This is a genomic window from Dysgonomonas termitidis, assembly GCF_042654545.1.
Classification (GTDB): Bacteria; Bacteroidota; Bacteroidia; order Bacteroidales; family Dysgonomonadaceae; genus Dysgonomonas; species Dysgonomonas termitidis.
Map to the genome: position 1 here is coordinate 82,322 of NZ_JBHSGN010000076.1, position 17,965 is coordinate 100,286.

Annotated in this window: 18 protein-coding genes; 4 read left to right on the forward strand and 14 right to left on the reverse strand. The window is 39.9% G+C overall.

Annotation, left to right across the window (positions count from 1 at the left end; all coding sequences use genetic code 11):
• Nucleotide 1 precedes the first annotated feature (1 nt).
• From ACFO6W_RS12375 to ACFO6W_RS12390, 4 genes are all read right to left on the reverse strand, one after another.
• A complete protein-coding gene (locus ACFO6W_RS12375; RefSeq protein WP_379996847.1) occupies nucleotides 2-616 on the reverse strand; it encodes a PASTA domain-containing protein in 615 nt (204 codons plus the stop codon).
• Between the two features lie 182 nt (nucleotides 617-798).
• The gene (locus ACFO6W_RS12380; RefSeq protein ID WP_006799740.1) at nucleotides 799-1,263 is read right to left on the reverse strand and encodes an Lrp/AsnC family transcriptional regulator; all 465 of its coding nucleotides are present in this window, start codon (nucleotides 1,261-1,263) and stop codon (nucleotides 799-801) included.
• A gap of 121 nt (nucleotides 1,264-1,384) precedes the next feature.
• On the reverse strand, nucleotides 1,385-2,401 hold the full coding sequence (locus ACFO6W_RS12385) for an FKBP-type peptidyl-prolyl cis-trans isomerase (protein WP_379996849.1): 1,017 nt from the start codon (nucleotides 2,399-2,401) through the stop codon (nucleotides 1,385-1,387).
• Nucleotides 2,402-2,422: 21 nt separating this feature from the next.
• Entirely contained in the window at nucleotides 2,423-3,007 is a 585-nt protein-coding gene (locus ACFO6W_RS12390; RefSeq protein ID WP_379996851.1) for an FKBP-type peptidyl-prolyl cis-trans isomerase, read from the reverse strand.
• A gap of 172 nt (nucleotides 3,008-3,179) precedes the next feature.
• Here ACFO6W_RS12390 and ACFO6W_RS12395 point away from each other — a divergent pair, with 172 nt between their 5' ends.
• Complete coding sequence (locus tag ACFO6W_RS12395) at nucleotides 3,180-3,863, forward strand: SIR2 family NAD-dependent protein deacylase (RefSeq protein WP_379996853.1); 684 nt, start codon at nucleotides 3,180-3,182, stop codon at nucleotides 3,861-3,863.
• Between the two features lie 52 nt (nucleotides 3,864-3,915).
• Nucleotides 3,916-4,992 carry a family 10 glycosylhydrolase gene (locus ACFO6W_RS12400; RefSeq protein ID WP_379996855.1) on the forward strand — a complete coding sequence of 359 codons (1,077 nt, stop codon included), beginning with the start codon at nucleotides 3,916-3,918 and terminating at the stop codon, nucleotides 4,990-4,992.
• Between the two features lie 68 nt (nucleotides 4,993-5,060).
• On the opposite strand, the gene ACFO6W_RS12405 is transcribed toward ACFO6W_RS12400, so the two are convergent.
• From ACFO6W_RS12405 to ACFO6W_RS12425, 5 genes are all read right to left on the reverse strand, one after another.
• On the reverse strand, nucleotides 5,061-6,515 hold the full coding sequence (locus ACFO6W_RS12405; protein WP_379996857.1) for an aminoacyl-histidine dipeptidase: 1,455 nt from the start codon (nucleotides 6,513-6,515) through the stop codon (nucleotides 5,061-5,063).
• Between the two features lie 994 nt (nucleotides 6,516-7,509).
• Nucleotides 7,510-7,830, reverse strand: a complete 321-nt coding sequence (locus ACFO6W_RS12410; protein WP_379996859.1) for a hypothetical protein — start codon at nucleotides 7,828-7,830, stop codon at nucleotides 7,510-7,512.
• An 853-nt stretch (nucleotides 7,831-8,683) separates the two neighbouring features.
• Nucleotides 8,684-8,863 carry a hypothetical protein gene (locus tag ACFO6W_RS12415; RefSeq protein WP_379996861.1) on the reverse strand — a complete coding sequence of 60 codons (180 nt, stop codon included), beginning with the start codon at nucleotides 8,861-8,863 and terminating at the stop codon, nucleotides 8,684-8,686.
• 60 nt (nucleotides 8,864-8,923) lie between these two features.
• Nucleotides 8,924-9,250: an HTH domain-containing protein gene (locus tag ACFO6W_RS12420; protein WP_379996863.1), complete on the reverse strand. Its 327-nt coding sequence runs from the start codon at nucleotides 9,248-9,250 to the stop codon at nucleotides 8,924-8,926.
• A gap of 30 nt (nucleotides 9,251-9,280) precedes the next feature.
• Nucleotides 9,281-10,294 (reverse strand): lysylphosphatidylglycerol synthase transmembrane domain-containing protein, encoded by a 1,014-nt coding sequence (locus ACFO6W_RS12425; RefSeq protein ID WP_379996865.1) that lies wholly within the window; start codon nucleotides 10,292-10,294, stop codon nucleotides 9,281-9,283.
• 232 nt (nucleotides 10,295-10,526) lie between these two features.
• Here ACFO6W_RS12425 and rsmA point away from each other — a divergent pair, with 232 nt between their 5' ends.
• Both rsmA and corA read left to right on the forward strand, forming a co-directional pair.
• Entirely contained in the window at nucleotides 10,527-11,327 is an 801-nt protein-coding gene (gene rsmA, locus ACFO6W_RS12430) for a 16S rRNA (adenine(1518)-N(6)/adenine(1519)-N(6))-dimethyltransferase RsmA (RefSeq protein ID WP_379996867.1), read from the forward strand.
• 28 nt (nucleotides 11,328-11,355) lie between these two features.
• The gene (corA, locus tag ACFO6W_RS12435) at nucleotides 11,356-12,300 is read left to right on the forward strand and encodes a magnesium/cobalt transporter CorA (RefSeq protein ID WP_379996869.1); all 945 of its coding nucleotides are present in this window, start codon (nucleotides 11,356-11,358) and stop codon (nucleotides 12,298-12,300) included.
• Nucleotides 12,301-12,537: 237 nt separating this feature from the next.
• On the opposite strand, the gene ACFO6W_RS12440 is transcribed toward corA, so the two are convergent.
• The 5 genes from ACFO6W_RS12440 to ACFO6W_RS12460 form a co-directional block, all read right to left on the reverse strand.
• The gene (locus tag ACFO6W_RS12440; RefSeq protein ID WP_379996871.1) at nucleotides 12,538-13,530 is read right to left on the reverse strand and encodes a polyphosphate kinase 2 family protein; all 993 of its coding nucleotides are present in this window, start codon (nucleotides 13,528-13,530) and stop codon (nucleotides 12,538-12,540) included.
• A gap of 118 nt (nucleotides 13,531-13,648) precedes the next feature.
• A complete protein-coding gene (locus ACFO6W_RS12445) occupies nucleotides 13,649-14,086 on the reverse strand; it encodes a GNAT family N-acetyltransferase (protein WP_379996873.1) in 438 nt (145 codons plus the stop codon).
• Nucleotides 14,087-14,144: 58 nt separating this feature from the next.
• Nucleotides 14,145-14,663, reverse strand: a complete 519-nt coding sequence (locus ACFO6W_RS12450; protein WP_291109108.1) for a gamma carbonic anhydrase family protein — start codon at nucleotides 14,661-14,663, stop codon at nucleotides 14,145-14,147.
• Nucleotides 14,650-16,077, reverse strand: a complete 1,428-nt coding sequence (locus tag ACFO6W_RS12455) for a TlpA family protein disulfide reductase (RefSeq protein ID WP_379996875.1) — start codon at nucleotides 16,075-16,077, stop codon at nucleotides 14,650-14,652. The genes ACFO6W_RS12450 and ACFO6W_RS12455 overlap by 14 nt, the downstream gene beginning before the upstream one ends.
• Complete coding sequence (locus ACFO6W_RS12460; RefSeq protein WP_379996877.1) at nucleotides 16,067-17,845, reverse strand: aminopeptidase P family protein; 1,779 nt, start codon at nucleotides 17,843-17,845, stop codon at nucleotides 16,067-16,069. The genes ACFO6W_RS12455 and ACFO6W_RS12460 overlap by 11 nt, the downstream gene beginning before the upstream one ends.
• Between the last annotated feature and the right edge of the window lie 120 nt (nucleotides 17,846-17,965).

Genomic DNA, 17,965 nt, shown 5'->3' on the forward strand with positions numbered 1-17,965 from the left:
ATTATTGAAAGAAAGATTCATCTACATTAGTATCTGCATCGGGAATGCTGTCTTCAAGAACTTCTCCTCCGGCGCCAACAGTCATCCTCAGGGTAGAACCTTTCGGTATTTTTTGATTTGGAGACAACGTTTGCCCCTTATATGAAACTGAGATAACGATGCCGGCGTATGCCGATGGAACTTCGTCTATGATGATCTTATTAAATCCGAGTGAATTAAGCTGGGCTTCCGCCTGACGGCGCGAGTAGTCTTTTAGTTCAGGTATAGCTACCATTTGAATACCTTTGGCCTGAATAGTAAGGAAAATGGTGCGTCCTTCTTTTACTTTCGATTGTTCTTTTGGGGTTTGTTCCGTAATAGCTCCCGGAACACCTCCTGTGGTGAAGATAGAATCCACGACTTCATATCGGAGATTTGCCGCTTTCAGAATACCTTCGGCATCTTCTACCTGCAATCCCTTTACGGCAGGTACAATGACAGATTCGTCGTGTTTGGTATATCTGTTTAAAAAGAATAATATGATAATCACCAGAACGAGTCCTGCGGCAATCATCAACAATATATTCTTAACATAGATATTGGTAAGAAATCTCGAAACAAAGCTTTTTTTCTCCATGTAAACAAATTAAGTAAGGTCGCAGACCTATTCCATATTGAACGTGATGCAAAAATATTAAAAAAATACGGGTTTTGCTTCTTTTACATTACATATTTATGTTATTATAAGCTAAAGATGATAGTGCAAAAAAAGGATAGCCAAAGAATGACTATCCTTTTATATAAGGAAAGAATTATTTCTTATTCCGATTTAGATATTGGTATCTGGCGTTTAACTCCCTGGCTAAGAGAAATCATAGTTTCGGTAGCTACAACACCCGGTATATCCTGTATTTTGTTATTCAGCAGATCCATCAGATGCTCATTGTCGCGGGCATACAGTTTGATAAGAATAGTATATGGTCCTGTTGTAAAATGAGATTCGACGATTTCAGGAATCTTGTCCAGTTCAGGGATTACAGTCTTGTACATGGAGCCTCTTTCCAGCTTTACCCCGATATACGTACAAGTGTTATACCCCAATACCTTTGGATTTACAAAATAACCGGAACCTACTATCACATCCATCTCGATCATGCGTTGTACACGCTGATGAATGGCAGCACGGGAGACACCACACTCAAGAGCTACATCTTTGAATGGAATCCTCGCATTCTGAGATATAATCTCCAGTATCTTCTTATCAAGTTTGTCAATTTTCTGCATAATATGAGCGTTTTATCGTTATTTTAATCCAAATATAGGATATTTTTTATAAAAACAAGACTTTTTGCTCGAAAATTTACATTGGATGTGCCAAAATATTATCTAAATCTTACTTTTTGACTTATTTTTTTTCAATATCCAATAATTCGATATCGAAAATCAAAGTGGAGAAAGGTTTGATAGTTCCTCTGTCCTGTGCGCCATAAGCTAGGTCGTAAGGAATGTAAACCTGCCATTTAGATCCTACAGACATTAGCTGAAGAACTTCTGTCCATCCTTTGATAACTGCGCTGACATTGAATGTAGCAGGTTCTTTTCTGTCTACAGAACTGTCGAATACAGTGCCATCGAGAAGAGTTCCGTGGTAATGTACTTTTACTACATCTGTTGCTGTTGGTTTAGCTCCTGTACCTTCTTTTACTATTTTGTACTGAAGTCCGTCAGGAAGAGTCACAACACCTTCTTTAGCTTTATTTTCGTCAAGGAATTTTTGTCCTGCTTCTATCTGAGGCGCATATTGTTTTTTCAATTCTTCTTCTTGTCTTGCCTGAGCTTTTGCTTGTACTTCCTGCATCTTTACCTGGAAAAGAGAAGCCGGATCATTTACGGCAAATTTGCCTTTTTTCAGAGCGGTAGCCATAGCAGCTATGAAAGCGCTGGTGTTGATCTTTTCTTTAGAATCGGGACCGTACATCTGACTGATCAGATTGGGGAACATTTGTTTCGAGATTTGTCCACCTACCGATACTCCTGCATAGTATGCGGATTTAGAATCCGGAGCATCGATGCTTTCTTTCAATCCTTTCAGGAACTCAGCAATATTTCTTTCGTTTACTTTTACAGTAGAGTCAAGCTTGTGTTTCATTACTTTTTGTAATGAGTCTTTTTTGAAAGAGTCTTGCTCTGCTTCAATTTGTCTTTTGTAAAAAGAACTCAGACCTGTAGTATCACTGACCACACCTAATTGTTGTAGGTGCATAGAAAGCCCCTGGTCATAAAGGCTTGCTCCAAAAGCATAAGAAATAGTATCATTTTCGGTTTTCAATGAAGCTTCTGATGAAACGCTTCCTCCACAAGATGTAAACAACGCTCCTACGGCTACAAAAGCACCAAGGGCAACAACTTGAATTTTTTTCATGTTTTAACTAAATAATTATTATTAAACAATATCTAAAATTTCTACTTCAAATATCAAAGTCGAGTTAGGTTCGATAGATTGTCCCGCTCCTGCTTTTCCATAAGCGAGGTTAGATGGGATAAAAAGTTTCCATTTTGAACCTACGGGCATTAATTGAAGGGCTTCTACCCAACCCGGAATCACCTGGTTCACACCAAATGTTGCCGGTTGGCCGCGTTCTACAGAACTGTCGAATACAGTGCCATCGATAAGGGTTCCGTGATAGTGGCATTTTACCTGGTCTGTAGCTTTCGGCATGGAGCCGTTTCCTTCTTTCAGTATTTCGTATTGGAGTCCACTTGGCAGAGTTACAACTCCCGGCCTGTTTTTGTTGATCGCTAAAAATTCTTCTCCGGCTTTCAGGTTTACTTCAAGTCTTTCTCCCTGCAGTCTGGTAAAATAATCGTTCATTACTTCTTTTGCTTCATCGTATGACATAGCAAGCGGAGCTTCGTTTATTACATCCTGCATCCCTTTCAAGAAAGCTTCAAAATCCACTTTTTTGATACCGGAACTTAAGAAGTTGTTACCAATACTTAGTCCCAGAGCGTAACTGATTTTATCCATATATATTTTCATTTTTAATTAATATTGTAAATCAGAATGATAGATATCTGATAACAAAGATTAATTGTTTATTTTTATTTGCCAACAAAAGTAATTCTTTTCACGATACATTGATAAAGTTTATAGGCGAAAAAACTATATTTGTATGTTATACTTACATTTTTTAATATTTATGAAGCATATTGTTGTTTTATCAGGTGCTGGAATGAGTGCTGAGAGTGGTATATCCACATTCAGGGATTCCGGAGGATTGTGGGAGCAGCATTCGATAGAAGATGTAGCTACTCCTGAGGGATTCAGGCGTAATCCGCAACTTGTTCTCGATTTTTATAATGCGAGGAGGACAGCGGCTTTCGAAGCTAAGCCCAATAAGGGGCATATAGGTCTGGCCGAAATGGAAAAAGAGTATAAAGTATCGATCATTACTCAGAATGTGGATAGCCTGCACGAAAGGGCAGGCAGCACGACGGTTTTGCATCTGCATGGTGAACTGGATAAGGTGCGCTCTACGGCCGATCCTTCTCTTATCTATACACTTACTCCCGATAATGCTGAGATTAGAGTGGGGGATAAATGCGAAAAAGGTTCACAGCTCCGTCCGCATATTGTCTGGTTCGGAGAGGCTGTGCCGATGATAGAAAAAGCTATAGAAGTAGTCCGGACTGCCGATATCCTCGTGGTAATAGGTACTTCTCTGAATGTGTATCCTGCTGCCGGATTGTTGAATTATATTCGCCGCGACACTCCTGTTTATCTGATAGACCCGAATGAAGTAAAGGTATATCAGCAAGATATTCATTTTATAAAGAAAGGAGCATCGGAGGGAGTTGAGGAATTACGTAAGTTGCTTAAATAATGCTTTCTATGATATAAGCCTTTTTAATGTATAAACTAAAACAGAAGTATAAATGAGAAACCAACCTGTAGCATATTTGTTCGCGCTCCTGTGCCTCTTATCTTTTTTCTTTAGTTGCGACTCATCGAAAAAGGAAAGGGCAAAATGTGATTCTACCTATAAACACTGGGTGTGGATCAATCCTCAGGAGAAAGATACGGAGGAAGAATTAGCTGTAAAATATAAGAAATACCATGATGCCGGAATCGCAGGTATATTCTTTGAAGCCGATAGCGAAAAGCATTACCGTGCGGCAAAGAAACAGGGGCTCGAAGCGCACCGATGGATGTGGATAATGAATAGGAGCGATGCCCTGAAATCACATCCTGAATGGGCGGCTGTAAACAGAAAGGGAGAATCCTGTGCCGACCATCCGCCATATGTGGATTATTACCGGTGGATGTGTCCTTCTCGCCCCGAGGTGGCTGATTTTCTGGTGGCTGATGTGAAAAATGCATTAGCTAAGGATTATGTAGATGGCATCCATATGGATTATGTCCGTTTCAGTGATGTGGTATTGGCTGTTAATTTATGGCAGGTCTATGGAATTGTGCAAACGGAGGAATTGCCGGAATACGATTACTGTTATTGTAATTTATGTAAGGCGAAGTTTAAAGAAGAGTACCATAAAGACCTGGATAGCATTCAATATCCACAGGAGAGCCTTTCATGGCGTACTTTCAGGTATGACGCGGTCACAGGTATTGTTAATAAGATAGGAGACGTCGCTAAAGCATATAACAAGCCGCTTACCGCAGCTGTTTTTCCTACTCCTGATGTCGCAAAGCGCCTTGTCCGTCAGGACTGGACAAATTGGCCTCTGGATGCGGTTTATCCGATGATCTATCATGGGTTTTATAAAGAAGATGTACCTTGGATAGGGGACGCTACTAAGCAGGGCATACGCGGTATCGACGGGCGTTTTCCTCTGTATGCAGGCTTGTTTTTACCGGATTTCAAAAATAACAGCGAACTGGAAGAAGGGATAAAATATGCACTGGAAAATGGAGCATGCGGCGTTTCTATTTTTGGAGAATTAAACGATGATGTTCTTGCTATATTGGCCAAGTACAGGACGAAGCCGGAATAAAGCCCGGGTCGGCAAGAGTATAAAAAGGCGAAATCTGTAGATATTCGCCTTTTTTATATATGATTATTCTATTTAATATTCTCCAGTGTTTTTACCAGATAATCGTAGAACTTAGCCACTGTATCTATTTCCACAAACTCGTCAGGAGAGTGGGCGTTCAGGATTGTAGGCCCAAAGGATACGATGTCCAGTCCCGGAGTGCTGCCTAATATGATACCGCATTCCAGCCCGGCATGTACAACTACAACATGCGCTTTTTCCTTATACATGGTCTCGTACAGTTTGGCCATCATATTCAATGTGTCCGATTGGGCATTAGGCTGCCATCCCGGATAACCGTTTTCGATGGAGACTTTCGCACCTGCAAGAGCAAATACGCTTTCCAGGCTTGAGCAAATCTCATCTTTGCGGGTTTCCGAAGAACTGCGGGCTAGCATCTTTGCTGCAATATGTCCCGGTCCGGATTTGATGGAAGCAAGGTTGGTAGAAGTTTCAACGATACCTTCAAAATCGGTAAGCATGCTGATCACACCATTCTGGCACCCAACTACCGCATTAATCAGGCTATCCTGTATTTCTTCCGGTATGAGTGTTTTCGGCAAGTCTGTTTTGGCTGCTTTGAATGACAGGTTTTGCTCTACGGCCTTGTATTCTTCCTTGAATATCTTTTCATACGATTTCACAAGCTTCAGGAAGTCTTTTTCGTCCTCTTCGGGAAGTGTCACTATAGCGACGGCTTCGCGGGGGATCGCATTACGCAGCGAGCCTCCGTCGATTGCCGAAAGACGTACTTCATAACTGCTCACGGCTTCTTTCAGGAAATAGAACATCAGCTTGTTAGCATTGGCTCTGCCCAAATGTATTTCCGTTCCGGAGTGACCTCCTCTGAGTCCTTTTAATGTGATTTTATAGGCTATGTCGCCTTTCGGAGTTTTTGCGTCTTTGAATTCCCAATCTGCATTTACATCCGCACCTCCGGCACAACCAACACACAGTTCTCCTATTTCTTCTGTATCGAGGTTCAGCAGGATACTACCCGAAAGGAATCCCTTCTTCAATCCTATAGCACCTACCATGCCTACTTCTTCGTCTACGGTAAATAAAGCCTCGATTTTGCCGTGCTTCAGTTTTTTATCTTCCAGAACAGCCATCATAGCAGCTGCCCCTATACCATTGTCAGAACCTAAAGTGGTCGATTTGGCTTTTACTTTGTTGCCGTCTATTACAGTTTCTATAGGGTCCTTCGTAAAATCATGCTTTACATCAGAGTTTTTTTGAGGAACCATGTCCAGATGGGATTGGAGGATTACCACAGGGGCTTTTTCCATACCTTTTGTTGCAGGCTTAGTGACTAATACATTGCCTGTCTTGTCTTGCTTAACGTCGAGCCCTAGCGATTTCCCGAAGTCAATTACAAATTTTGTAATTTCTTTCATCTGCCCTGTAGGGCGTGGAATTTGGGTTAAATCATAGAAGTGCTTCCACAATTGCTGCGGTTTTAGTTTAAGTATTTCTTTCGACATAATGATTATGTTTTAAAATTTACGAATAGTAACAAAGATAGGAAAATATCAGTGCGGATAATCAGCATAACAGATATTTTTAGATTATTTCCGGATGCATTGCTTACAATCTGTTTTGTCGTTCTTCTTCTTATTATATATAATGTGATCTGCTGGGATTATAATATTGTCCGCCATTATAAAAAAGGTAACAGATATATCAGTTAACAGTAAACAGTCATCAGTCAATAACTCGTAAGATGTAAAACTTTGCGTCTTTGCGTGAAACAAAACGCCAGCCAACTTGTAACTCGTAACTGCCCTAGGGCGCAGGAATAACATTCGCCGAAGCGAAGGCGAGACAAACTTGTAACTGTTAAAAGGTAACAAAGGTAACAGATATATCAGTAAACAGTGAACAGTAAACAACTCGTATTTTGTATCTCGTCTACTCGTAACTCGTAACTGCCCTAGGGCGAAGTAACTTGTAACTGTTAAAAGGTAACACTTTTTCACTTATTACTTTTTACCCTCATTATAAGTCCCCCTTGGGGGATCTAGGGGGCCATTTCATTCTTTCAAAGAGCTCCAGCTATCAGCCAATATATAGATAAAATTGTACAAATAAGGTAACACTTGGCTGCTAAAGTTAATTGGCGTAAATAACTATTATTCTATTTTCTTGCTTTCGATCTGACTCAATAATAAATCCGGACAAGAATATGGATACATAAATGCATAGATTGAATGTTTATTCTTAATCAACGGATGAAAGAGTAAAAAAGAGGGTGTGTCAAAAGCCAAATTGCACTATCAAATTATTGCCCTCTTTGTCATTGGCTCCGCTTTGCTCTGCCGAACGTTGTTTCTGAATGCAATGAAGAATCCCGACCCTCCCGACACGAGATGTTTCACTCCGTTCAACATGACAACCAACGGTCACAGGAGCGTAGCGTATGTAAATAGAAAGTAAAAATTACTTTTGACACACCCTCATACTTTTTTGTAACAAGAATTATTTCAGTAGAAGATCATTCCGGTTTCTGTAACCTTTGATATAGCATCTGTACTTTTTCCCGTTATCAGTGTTGAAAAACGCGATTATCTCCGAAGGAGGTTTCTTGAAAAGCTTTTCCTGTGCTATTTTACTCATGTCAATAGTATAGTCAGCTTTGAAATTGCTGATTATACTTGAGTCACAATCAAACTTATTTTTATACTCGTTCAGTACCACATGGCATTTCGCTTCAAAATATATTTTCATGTCTTTTTGGCTGAATACTTGTATAAAGCTTAGTATAAAGAAAAAGAAACTCAAAGATAATAGTCTTTTCATGTGTTTATTATTTAAAAGTTGAAAGTAAAGGATATAAGGGTGTAACGCCATGAGCTAAGTTATCATATTATATCGACATTATCATTACTGGAGTTTATATTGAATAGGGGTTTATTTTATGTGATTATCAGATGCTTATGAAGTATATTTTTTTACACCCTAAAAATTAGATATTTGGAGAATTGTGTTTTTAATCATCTTATATTCAGGTGCATAAAAACTTATTGTATATAATGTCTAATATTATTATTGATGTATTAAACAGGCTATGAAATATGATGGTTTTCAAAACAGCTCTTTTTGTATTTTCCCGTTTCTTTACTTGTAAAAAATAATTGATAATTACACCACATGAAACAGTAGACATCAGAAAAATAATAATGTTATCATAGAATCTTTTATGAAGGACAGAGAATAATAGAGTCAATAAAAAAAGAATAATGAAATAATTTTTTATTTTCAATAATTGGAGAATTTTGAAAGGAACCAATTGGATTAGAACAGTTTCAATAACAGGCGCTCCGATAATAACCATAAAGTAAAGATAGAAAGTCTTCTTCAGCATCTCATTAGGATTCTCATAACCAATACTTTTCTGAATATATACAGCCAGAAAGAGAAACAAAATAGCAAATGAATAATGCCATAGAAATAATCTGTTCTTATCAAATGATTTCATGCTATTATTTTATGACTTATATAACAAATGTACAAAAAAGTAATAACTATACCAGAAAGGTTTTGTCTGACAAAAAACGGAAACAAGAATATTTATTTTTGTTTCCGTTGTAAGTTAAATATCTTTTATCCAGTCAGCTGATTCGGGAATCAGTACACAATTGATAAAATACTATTATCTGCCAGCAGTAAATGTAGCTTCTTCTCCTAATCCCATGCCGGTTCGACTATCTGTTATAAGTTCAGATACGATACGAAGCCATGTCCAAAAATCACTACTACCTCCATTAATCTGTTCCATTTGTCGAGTATCTAACTCTTCTACTCCGCAAACCTCCAAATCTAAATTTTTCATAATAAAATACTTTTAAAATTAATAATAAATTCCAAAAGCAAACCGGTTTAGCTTATTTTTTTACAAAGATATTGTCCTTCCGTATAATTTTTTATACGGAAGAGAAAAAGTGGAACATCCTCCGCTAATTTCTGTTAATTCATCTTTATTCAACAATTTGATGGAATATTTAATCTCAAGAGCGGTATCATCATTATATATGAAGCTTTGTTTCTTTCTTGAATAACTGATCGATACATTATAAGATTGTAACTCGTCGATCAGGCTATATAACGTACCTCTGCTGATGCCTAATCTATTAGCCAGTTCGTCGGGGTGCCCGGTCTTTTCTTCTTGTATCAGTTTCTGTATTAGTTTCAATCGCTCTATGTGTTCTGATATTTTCATATTCGTATGATGTATTAAGGTTTTTAATGGTTATTTCTGTTTCTTTAAAGCCAATGCGGCTATTCCGAATAATCCGCAAAGAATTACCCATATGATAGATTGCAGGGCAAATACCCCGGTAGCGAAAGCTGTCGCATTTAATTCACTGACGCCATATAGCATCAATGCGGCTACTACCGCTATCTGCCAGGGACCTAAGCCTCCGTTGGACGGTATGATCATGCTGAGACTGCTTAACGCGAATGTTATCAGTCCGGCCGTAATACCCAGATTTTCCGTGAAATCAAAAGCGTAAAATGTTATATAAAAATAAAAGAAATAAGATGTCCAGATGGCAATAGAACAGAGCAGGAGGCGCCCCTTGGTTTTCATCCGCCATATGGATTTCATATCATTTACCATGCCCGACAGGAAACTTTTTACCTTCTTTACGATTATATTTTCTTTAAAGAACCTGAAGACTATGTATGTTGTAACCACAGCGGCGACTAATGCTATATAGAGAACAGGTGATTTCACAATCATCAGGATGATATCAAGAGTCGATTTGCTTTGTTCCAGTTGTGTAATGAAGAACTGCATATTTATAAGGAATGCTACAAGGCAAATGACAATAACTGTTATCATATCGAATATACGGTCGAGTATCATGGTGCCGAATAGTTTCGTAAAAGGAATTTTCTCCTCTTTGGCAACCATGCCGCATTTCCAGATTTCTCCGGCTCTGGGTATCGCAAAGTTTACTGCGTACCCGCCAAGTATAGCATATATAAGGGTCGATAATTTAGGCGTATATCCTAACGGTTGGATAAATAATTCCCACCGGTAACCTCTTATGATATTACCCAATAGGCCAAATACAAGGGATGACAACAGAATGGCCCAATTGGCATTTTTGAGGACAATCCACAATTCGGCAGGGTCTATTTTGCTGATAAGGTAGTAAACAATGGCAATACCCAGTACCAAAGGCAGTACTATCTTCACCAAAGTGTTGAGTAAAGATTTCTTCTTAGGTGTCGTTACTTCTGTCGATTCTTCCATTTGTATTGTAAAATTGTATTATCTTTAGAGGATTTCTTGAAACTGTTTTTTCTTCATTATGCTCTTTCTGCAAAATGCACGTCTACGTCTGTAAACTTTGTTTTTGACTCAGGAGCAAGCCTCGAAAAATCAGATTTTTAGAAGCTCCCTTATATAATAGTAGAAGTACAAGCAAATTTTTGGTAATAAAACACTACCTTTGCGCCTGCAAAGATAATCATAATTGTTAAGCATGGCAGTAGTTAAAGCAAAGAAATTCTTAGGACAGCACTTTTTGAAGGACCTGGATATCGCCCGTCGTATTGCGGATACTCTCGACGATTTTCCAGATGTGCCTGTTATTGAAGTGGGGCCGGGAATGGGAGTGCTTACTCAATATCTGATAGAGAAGAGAAAGGAACTTACCGTCGTGGAACTGGATCGCGACTCTGTTCCTTACCTTAACGAGCATTATCCTGCCTTGCGGGGACATATTATTGAAGATGATTTTCTGAAACTGGATTTGTTGAAAATATATAATAGCCAGTTTTGCGTAATTGGTAATTATCCTTACAACATATCTTCACAGATATTTTTTAAAGTACTCGATTATAAAAACCAGATACCATGTTGTTCGGGAATGCTACAGAAAGAAGTGGCTGAACGTATCGCCGCCAAACCCGGTGGCAAGACATATGGTATATTAAGTGTACTGCTTCAGGCATGGTACGATATTGAATATCTTTTCACGGTGAGTGAGAAGGTGTTCGACCCTCCTCCGAAGGTGAAATCGGCAGTGGTGAAACTTGTCAGAAACAAACGTCAGAGTTTGGACTGTGATGAAAAATTATTTAAAACAGTTATTAAGACAGGGTTTAATCAGCGCCGTAAAACATTGAGGAACTCGATGAAACCATTGCTCGGAAAAGATTGCGATGCATATACAGACCCGGTTTTTGATGAGCGACCCGAACGGCTCTCGGTTGCAGATTTCGAAAGGCTGACAAATATTGTTGCTGCTTTTTTGCCCGGGAGACAAGACGAGAGGAAATAGAGTACACACCCTTTAAAAGAAAGCGCTCATGTCGGAAGTAAAACTATTTTACCATAAAGACAATGCTATAAGAATGAGCCGTAGCATTGAATTCCTGAAAACTACACCCATCAAAAACTTCCTTTGGATCGACCTGAACAATGTAGATGAGGAAATAGAGAATGAACTGGAAGATTATCTGAAGATCTATATACAGGAAGAGGAGGAGATGGTCGAAATCGAGATGTCGTCCCGCTATATGGAAACTGCGGATTCTCTGGTCGTGAATTCGAACTTCCTGCTGAGTAATTTTGAGCGGGAGCCGGTTTCGTTTATCCTGAAGAATAATATACTGATAACTGTACGTGGCGAGGACCTGACTTCTTTCCACGAAACAATAAAGAAAATATCGGCTAATCCGAAGACTTATCCGACTGGATATCATGTATTTGTGGCCATACTGGAGACGCGGGTCGAAATAGACGCGGATATGGTGGAGGATATGACACAGGAGATTACGACGCTCAGTAATAGTATCAGTATTCAGGAAGCGGATGAGGAACTTTTGATGGAGATCAAAAACCTCCAGGAAAAGACAATGATGCTGCGTGAAAATATTATAGACAAGCAGCGTGCTGTGTCCAGTATGTTGAAAAGTGAACTGATGCCGAAGGAGCTGCATGGCAGGATTACCATCCTTATTAAAGATATAAATTCACTGCTTGAACATATCCGTTTCAGCTTCGACCGTCTGGATTACTTACAGGATACTTTCCTCGGGTTTGTGAACATCGAGCAGAACAAGATTATCAAGATGTTTACCGTTATTTCTGTCATATTTATGCCGCCTACGCTTATTGCCAGTATATATGGGATGAACTTTGGCGATATGCCAGAATTGAAATGGGAGTATGGCTATGTCTTTTCGATAGGGTTGATGATATTCGCCGTGGCTGTAATTCTGATCTATTTCAAGAAGAAGAAATGGCTGTGATTATATCCATAATTCTATGATATAAGAGGATGTGTCAAAAGTATTTTTCACTTTCTATTTACATACGCTACGCTCCTGTGACCGTTGGTTGTCATGTTGAACGGAGTGAAACATCTCGTTTCACAGGGTTGAGATCCTTCGTTGTACTCAGGATGACAAAGAAGGTAGCACATTGACAGTGCTGTTCCCCTTTTGACACAGCCTCTTCTTATTTTTTGGATTTTCTATTCTGTTCCTCTACGACTTTCTTATCTTCCTGTCGGATTTAGCGGCTTGCTTGTCCTTTATTGTTTTTATTTTCGTAGCCTTTGGCGTTTTTGACGAAGCTTTGGGCTTTTCGGCTTCTGTATTTTGAGGTGCCAGAATCTTTTTCGCTGCTTCTAACTCTTGCTTAGCGGTTTCCGTTAATACGGGATAATGTAATTTCAAATCGTTTATCCTGTCACAGATAACTTCCCCTACCGCATATCGCATAAACCATTTATTATCGGCCGGGATTACATACCACGGGGCATCGTCGGTGGATGTATGGGTAAGCATATCGGAATATGCTTTCATATAATCGTCCCAGTGTTCACGTTCTTTGAGGTCCGATGCAGAGAATTTCCAGTTTTTTGATTCATCGTCGAGTCTTGCCAGAAAACGCTTTTCCTGCTCTTCGTGTGATACATTAAGGAAGAATTTAAGTATTACCGTTCCGTTTTCGGTCAGATGGCGTTCAAGATCATTGATCTGCCTGTACCGCTTTTTCCAGAACTTGTCGTCAACGTCTTCTATTTTATTGATTTTGGGTAGTTTCCCGTTCAGTACTATTGACGGATGTACTTTGGCAACCAGGACGTCTTCATAGTGCGAACGATTGAATATGCCTATCCTTCCGCGCTCGGGCAGACATTTATAGATTCTCCACAGGTAATCGTGGTCGAGTTCTTCGGCTGATGGTTGTTTAAAAGAATATACCTGGCATCCCTGCGGATTAATGCCCGACATCACATGCTTTACTGTACCGTCTTTTCCGGCGGCATCCATTGCCTGGAAAATAACAAGTACGGAATAGCGGTCCTGAGCATAGAGTTTATCCTGGAGCTTTGCCAGTTTTTCTGTGTTTTCAGTCAGTAGTCTTTCTGCTTCGTCTTTATTCAATCCGGCAGTGAAGTCTGTTTGATAATCGGAGACTTTATGTTTTTCTCCGGGCTTAGCGATTATTTTTTTCAGAACATCTTTTTTCATAATGGTTCTTATTTAGAATTTTATACTTGTGTATTGTAATTTAACAAAATACAAACCATAAAAGTTGTCATATGTTTAATGCGGCTGTTACTACAGCCTTGGGTCTATCTTATATATTCTATTTATCCAGCTTCAATACCATCAAATAATCATGTTCCTTTTCCTGTATAATTTCAAATCCCAGTTTTTTATACATTCTCACAGCATAATTATTCTTGTCTACACTCAGGGATGTTTGTTTATAGCCTTCTTTGCGAAGGTATTCTATCATCCTTGACATTAACAGTGTGCCGTAGCCCTGATTCCGGTATTCTTTGAGTAATGAGATTGCAAATTCAGGAGTTTCATTATCTACATTTCCAAAGCCTTTTACTTCTCCTGCCAGAATGCGTATCCATACTGCACCTATTATTTTGTCGTTGAGGACGGCTACCAGACAATAGTCATCTTTCAGCTTTCCAAAATCGTGTATATAAGCGTCTATTCCCGGATTCTTGATTACATCGTATGGTAAAGGCGCGGAGCCTTCGTCCTGATAAATTGCTTCATACAGCATACTTTCAAGAACAAAGAGCTCTTCTCTTTTTATTTCCCTTACCGATATTTCCAAGCTATTACTCTTCCTTAAACCATCCCGAGTACATCAGATAATTCTTTGCGATCTTCTGATTCATTTCTTTAGCCTGCTCGGGATCTACCTTCTTGACAAATTTGGCCGGTACGCCGGCATAAATACTACCCGGCTCTACCTGTGTACCGCTAAGTACAACTGAGCCTGCCGCTATGATGGCGCCCTCACCGATGACAGCATGGTCGAGAACGATGGCTCCCATGCCAATTAATGCCCCGTTTTCTATTTTGGCCCCATGTATGACTACATTGTGCCCTACTGAAACATCGTCACCAATCTCCACTACCGATTTCTGATATAGTGTATGCAGGACACTGCCGTCCTGGATATTTACCCGGTCCCCTATGCGGATGGAATTTACATCGCCACGCAGTACGGTGCTGAACCAGATACTGCAATCATTTCCTATAACTACATCGCCGATGATTGTTGCATTCTCGGCCAGATATGTGTTTTTTCCTATTTCGGGTGTAAACCCTCTAACTTCTTTAATTAATGCCATTGTTATTTATATAAAAATCGAAAAGTTTTTCCAGATTCTGTTCGTCTACTTTCTTTGCTATGATTGTTTTATTTTTATTTAGAACGAAGACGGCCGGAACACCCGATGTATCGTAATATGTCCAGTACCGGGACTTATATTCCGGGTCGGCGCAATTGATCCAATCGCTTATATCCTTGCTTTGTACGAATCTTGTCCATTCTTCTTTATTATTGTTCAGGTTTATGGTTACTACCTTAAGCCCTTTGTCTTTATATTTTGTATATATTTTGTCGTGAAGCTCAGGAGTGGCTGTTTGACAATGCCCGCAATCGGTGTTGTAAAAATATAAGAGCAGATATGCGGCGTCGATGTCGTTGGTGTTGATTGTCTCGCCTTCAAGGGTTTGCAGAGTGAGATTATGAGCCTTCATCCCGATGCGGTTATTTTTGATTAGCTCGTATTGTCTCCGTAATTCCGAATTTTGGGCGCTATCGATCCACACTAGGTTTTTGTCGAAAATATAATCTTCGGCCAGACGTGCCCAGATATTTTCGTCACCCATTCTCAGGCTCTTTAGTGATTCATTTGTAAGTTTCGACAGCATTTCTTTAAAACAAAATTCATTCCCTTTTGTTTTTGCTACCAGCCGGCTTGCTGCATCTGCCAACGAATCCGGGACCTGATCCACCCAGTGTTGTATGTAAGTGTCTATATAGCTGCCCATATAGTTGGTCGACCATAGGCGGGGATCGGTGAGGTCTACATTGTCAAAGAAATGCCGTTTGCCATACTCCCTGTTTTCTTGGAATTCTTTCCCGTCTTTTGGCTGTTTATAAGGTAATGTAACAGACTCCATCCCTTTCAGGAAAACTCCAAACCAGTTGCCTTTATTGTCTTTTATTGTCTTCTGGATATAAGCCTGAGTATTTTCATCTAGTTTTTGAATCTCCACACCCAGATTCTTTCTTTTTTGAGTGGTAATGGATGAGTCTTCAAGTTGTTTTTCCAATTTGCTTCGTTCTATATCTCTTTTCTGAATGTTATTCAGGTATGTCCACAATAATTTGGTATTGTTGCTGCCGGTTACTGTGCTTTTTGTAAAGTCTTTCTCGTTTATGAATAGTTGGATGTCATTTTCTCCTTTATCAATAAGGAGATCAATACGGAAGTCCGGTTTTATAAAAATAAAATATTGTCCTGCTGCCGGTTCTTCCGAAAGGCTGAGCCTGGCTTTTCCTTCTGCTGATAATTGTACCGAATCCCGGGCATAGGTAGTACCTTTCCAATAATAGCCCAGATATAACATATTATTCTTTTGGGATGGAATGTTTACGTTGAGGTTGAAGCCTGCTTCGTATTTGTTTGTGTTGTTTTGAGCCTCCGCTTTGAAAGCAAAGAGGAGGCTTATAAAGATTAATACACTATATTTCATTTGTCTTTTCTTTTAACCAGCTTTTTTCTTCCTCAGTTAGCAGAGGGGAGAGACGGTCATATACTGATTTATGGTACTCGTTGAGCCATATGATTTCTTCTTTCGTCAGCATTTCCTTTATCACGGGAGTTGTGTCTATCGGGCAAAGAGTAAGAGTTTTGAACGAATAGAAATCTCCGAACTCCGTAGAGGTCTCATGCTGTGTAAGTATAAGGTTTTCTGTGCGGATACCATATTTTCCGGCTCTGTATAGTCCCGGTTCATTGGATGTAACCATGCCGATCTGTAGTGTTGTAGGGTTCTCGTTCATACGGATACTTTGAGGACCTTCATGTACATTGAGGAAATGGCCTATGCCGTGCCCTGTTCCGTGCAGGTAGTTTATTCCGTTGTCCCACATGGATTTACGGGCTAGGATATCCAGCTGGCTTCCACGTGTTCCTTGCGGGTAAACGGCAGTGGCAAGGCTGATATGGCCTTTTAATACCATGGTGTAATCCTTTTTCATTTGCCCGGTAAGCGGGCCTACAGCTACGGTACGGGTAATGTCGGTAGTGCCGTCAAAGTATTGTGCGCCGGAATCTACCAGCAGAAAACCTTCGGGTTTGATCTCAACCGAACTTTCAGGTGATACGTGGTAATGCACGATAGCACCATTTGGCCCGTAGCCTGAAATGGTATCAAAGCTTTCTCCTACGAAGTTATCTTGCCGGCTTCTGTATTCTACCAGTTTTTCAGGAATCATTATTTCTGTAACACCACCTTCAGGTACAGCTTTTTCGAGCCACATGAAGAAACGAACCAAGGCTACGCCATCACGTTCCATAGCGTTGTTGAATCCTTGTATCTCCGCTTCATTCTTGATGCTTTTCATCAGGTCGGCAGGAGATGGGATATCTATGATCCTGTTTTCTGTGGGGATTGTATTATACAGGCTGAAAGTTATTTTACTGCTGTCGAGGCAGACAGATGTTTTTATTTTTGATACATAATCATATACTTTGGAGTATTCGGCAATTGTTACTCCCTCTGCCTTCAGATAACTTGTAGTTTCATCGGACAGTTTTTTCGGATCGATGAATAGTACGGTTTCCTTGCGCGAAATACAGGCATAGCTAACGGTCACCGGATTACATTTTACATCATTGCCCCGGATATTGAAAATCCATGCAATGGTATCCAATGATGCTACAAGCAAAGATTCGGCTCCGCTTTTTTCGACAGAGTCGCATATGCGCGCTATTTTTTTGTGAGCCGGTTCTCCTGTATATTTTTCGGGAAGCACAAAGAACGGATTCTTTGGGATTTCAGGCCTGTCGTGCCAAATTACATCGAAAGGATCATAATCGCTGATCAGATGCAAGCCTTTCATATTTAGTTTTTTAGTCAGGTTAAAAGCCTCTTTGGCGGCATATACATTACCATCTATACCCACATAGTCACCTTCTCCCAGTTCAGAGGCCAGCCACTCATCAATGGCGGGAGTCTGAGGCAGGCCATCTTTGAACAGGTCTATTCCTGTGCCATCCAGTTCACTTGCCGCCTGAAGGAAGTAGCGCGAATCAGTCCATAATCCGGCTTTCTCGCGGGTTACAACTACTGTTCCGGCCGACCCGGTAAAGCCGCTTATCCATTCTCTTGAAGCCCAATGTGACGCAGGGTATTCGCTCAGGTGAGAATCTGTACTGGGAATAATAAAGGCATGTAATCCTTTCTCTTCCATAAACCTGCGTAAAGCGTTCAGCCTTTTATGAATTGTATTGCTCATATGTTTATATAGTTATTAGTTAGAAGCAGCTAATTGGCGAATTAGCATATTTGAAAATTCGCAAATGGAGTATAAGCGACAATATCATTTGCTAATATTCGAATCTGCTAATTATTTTTT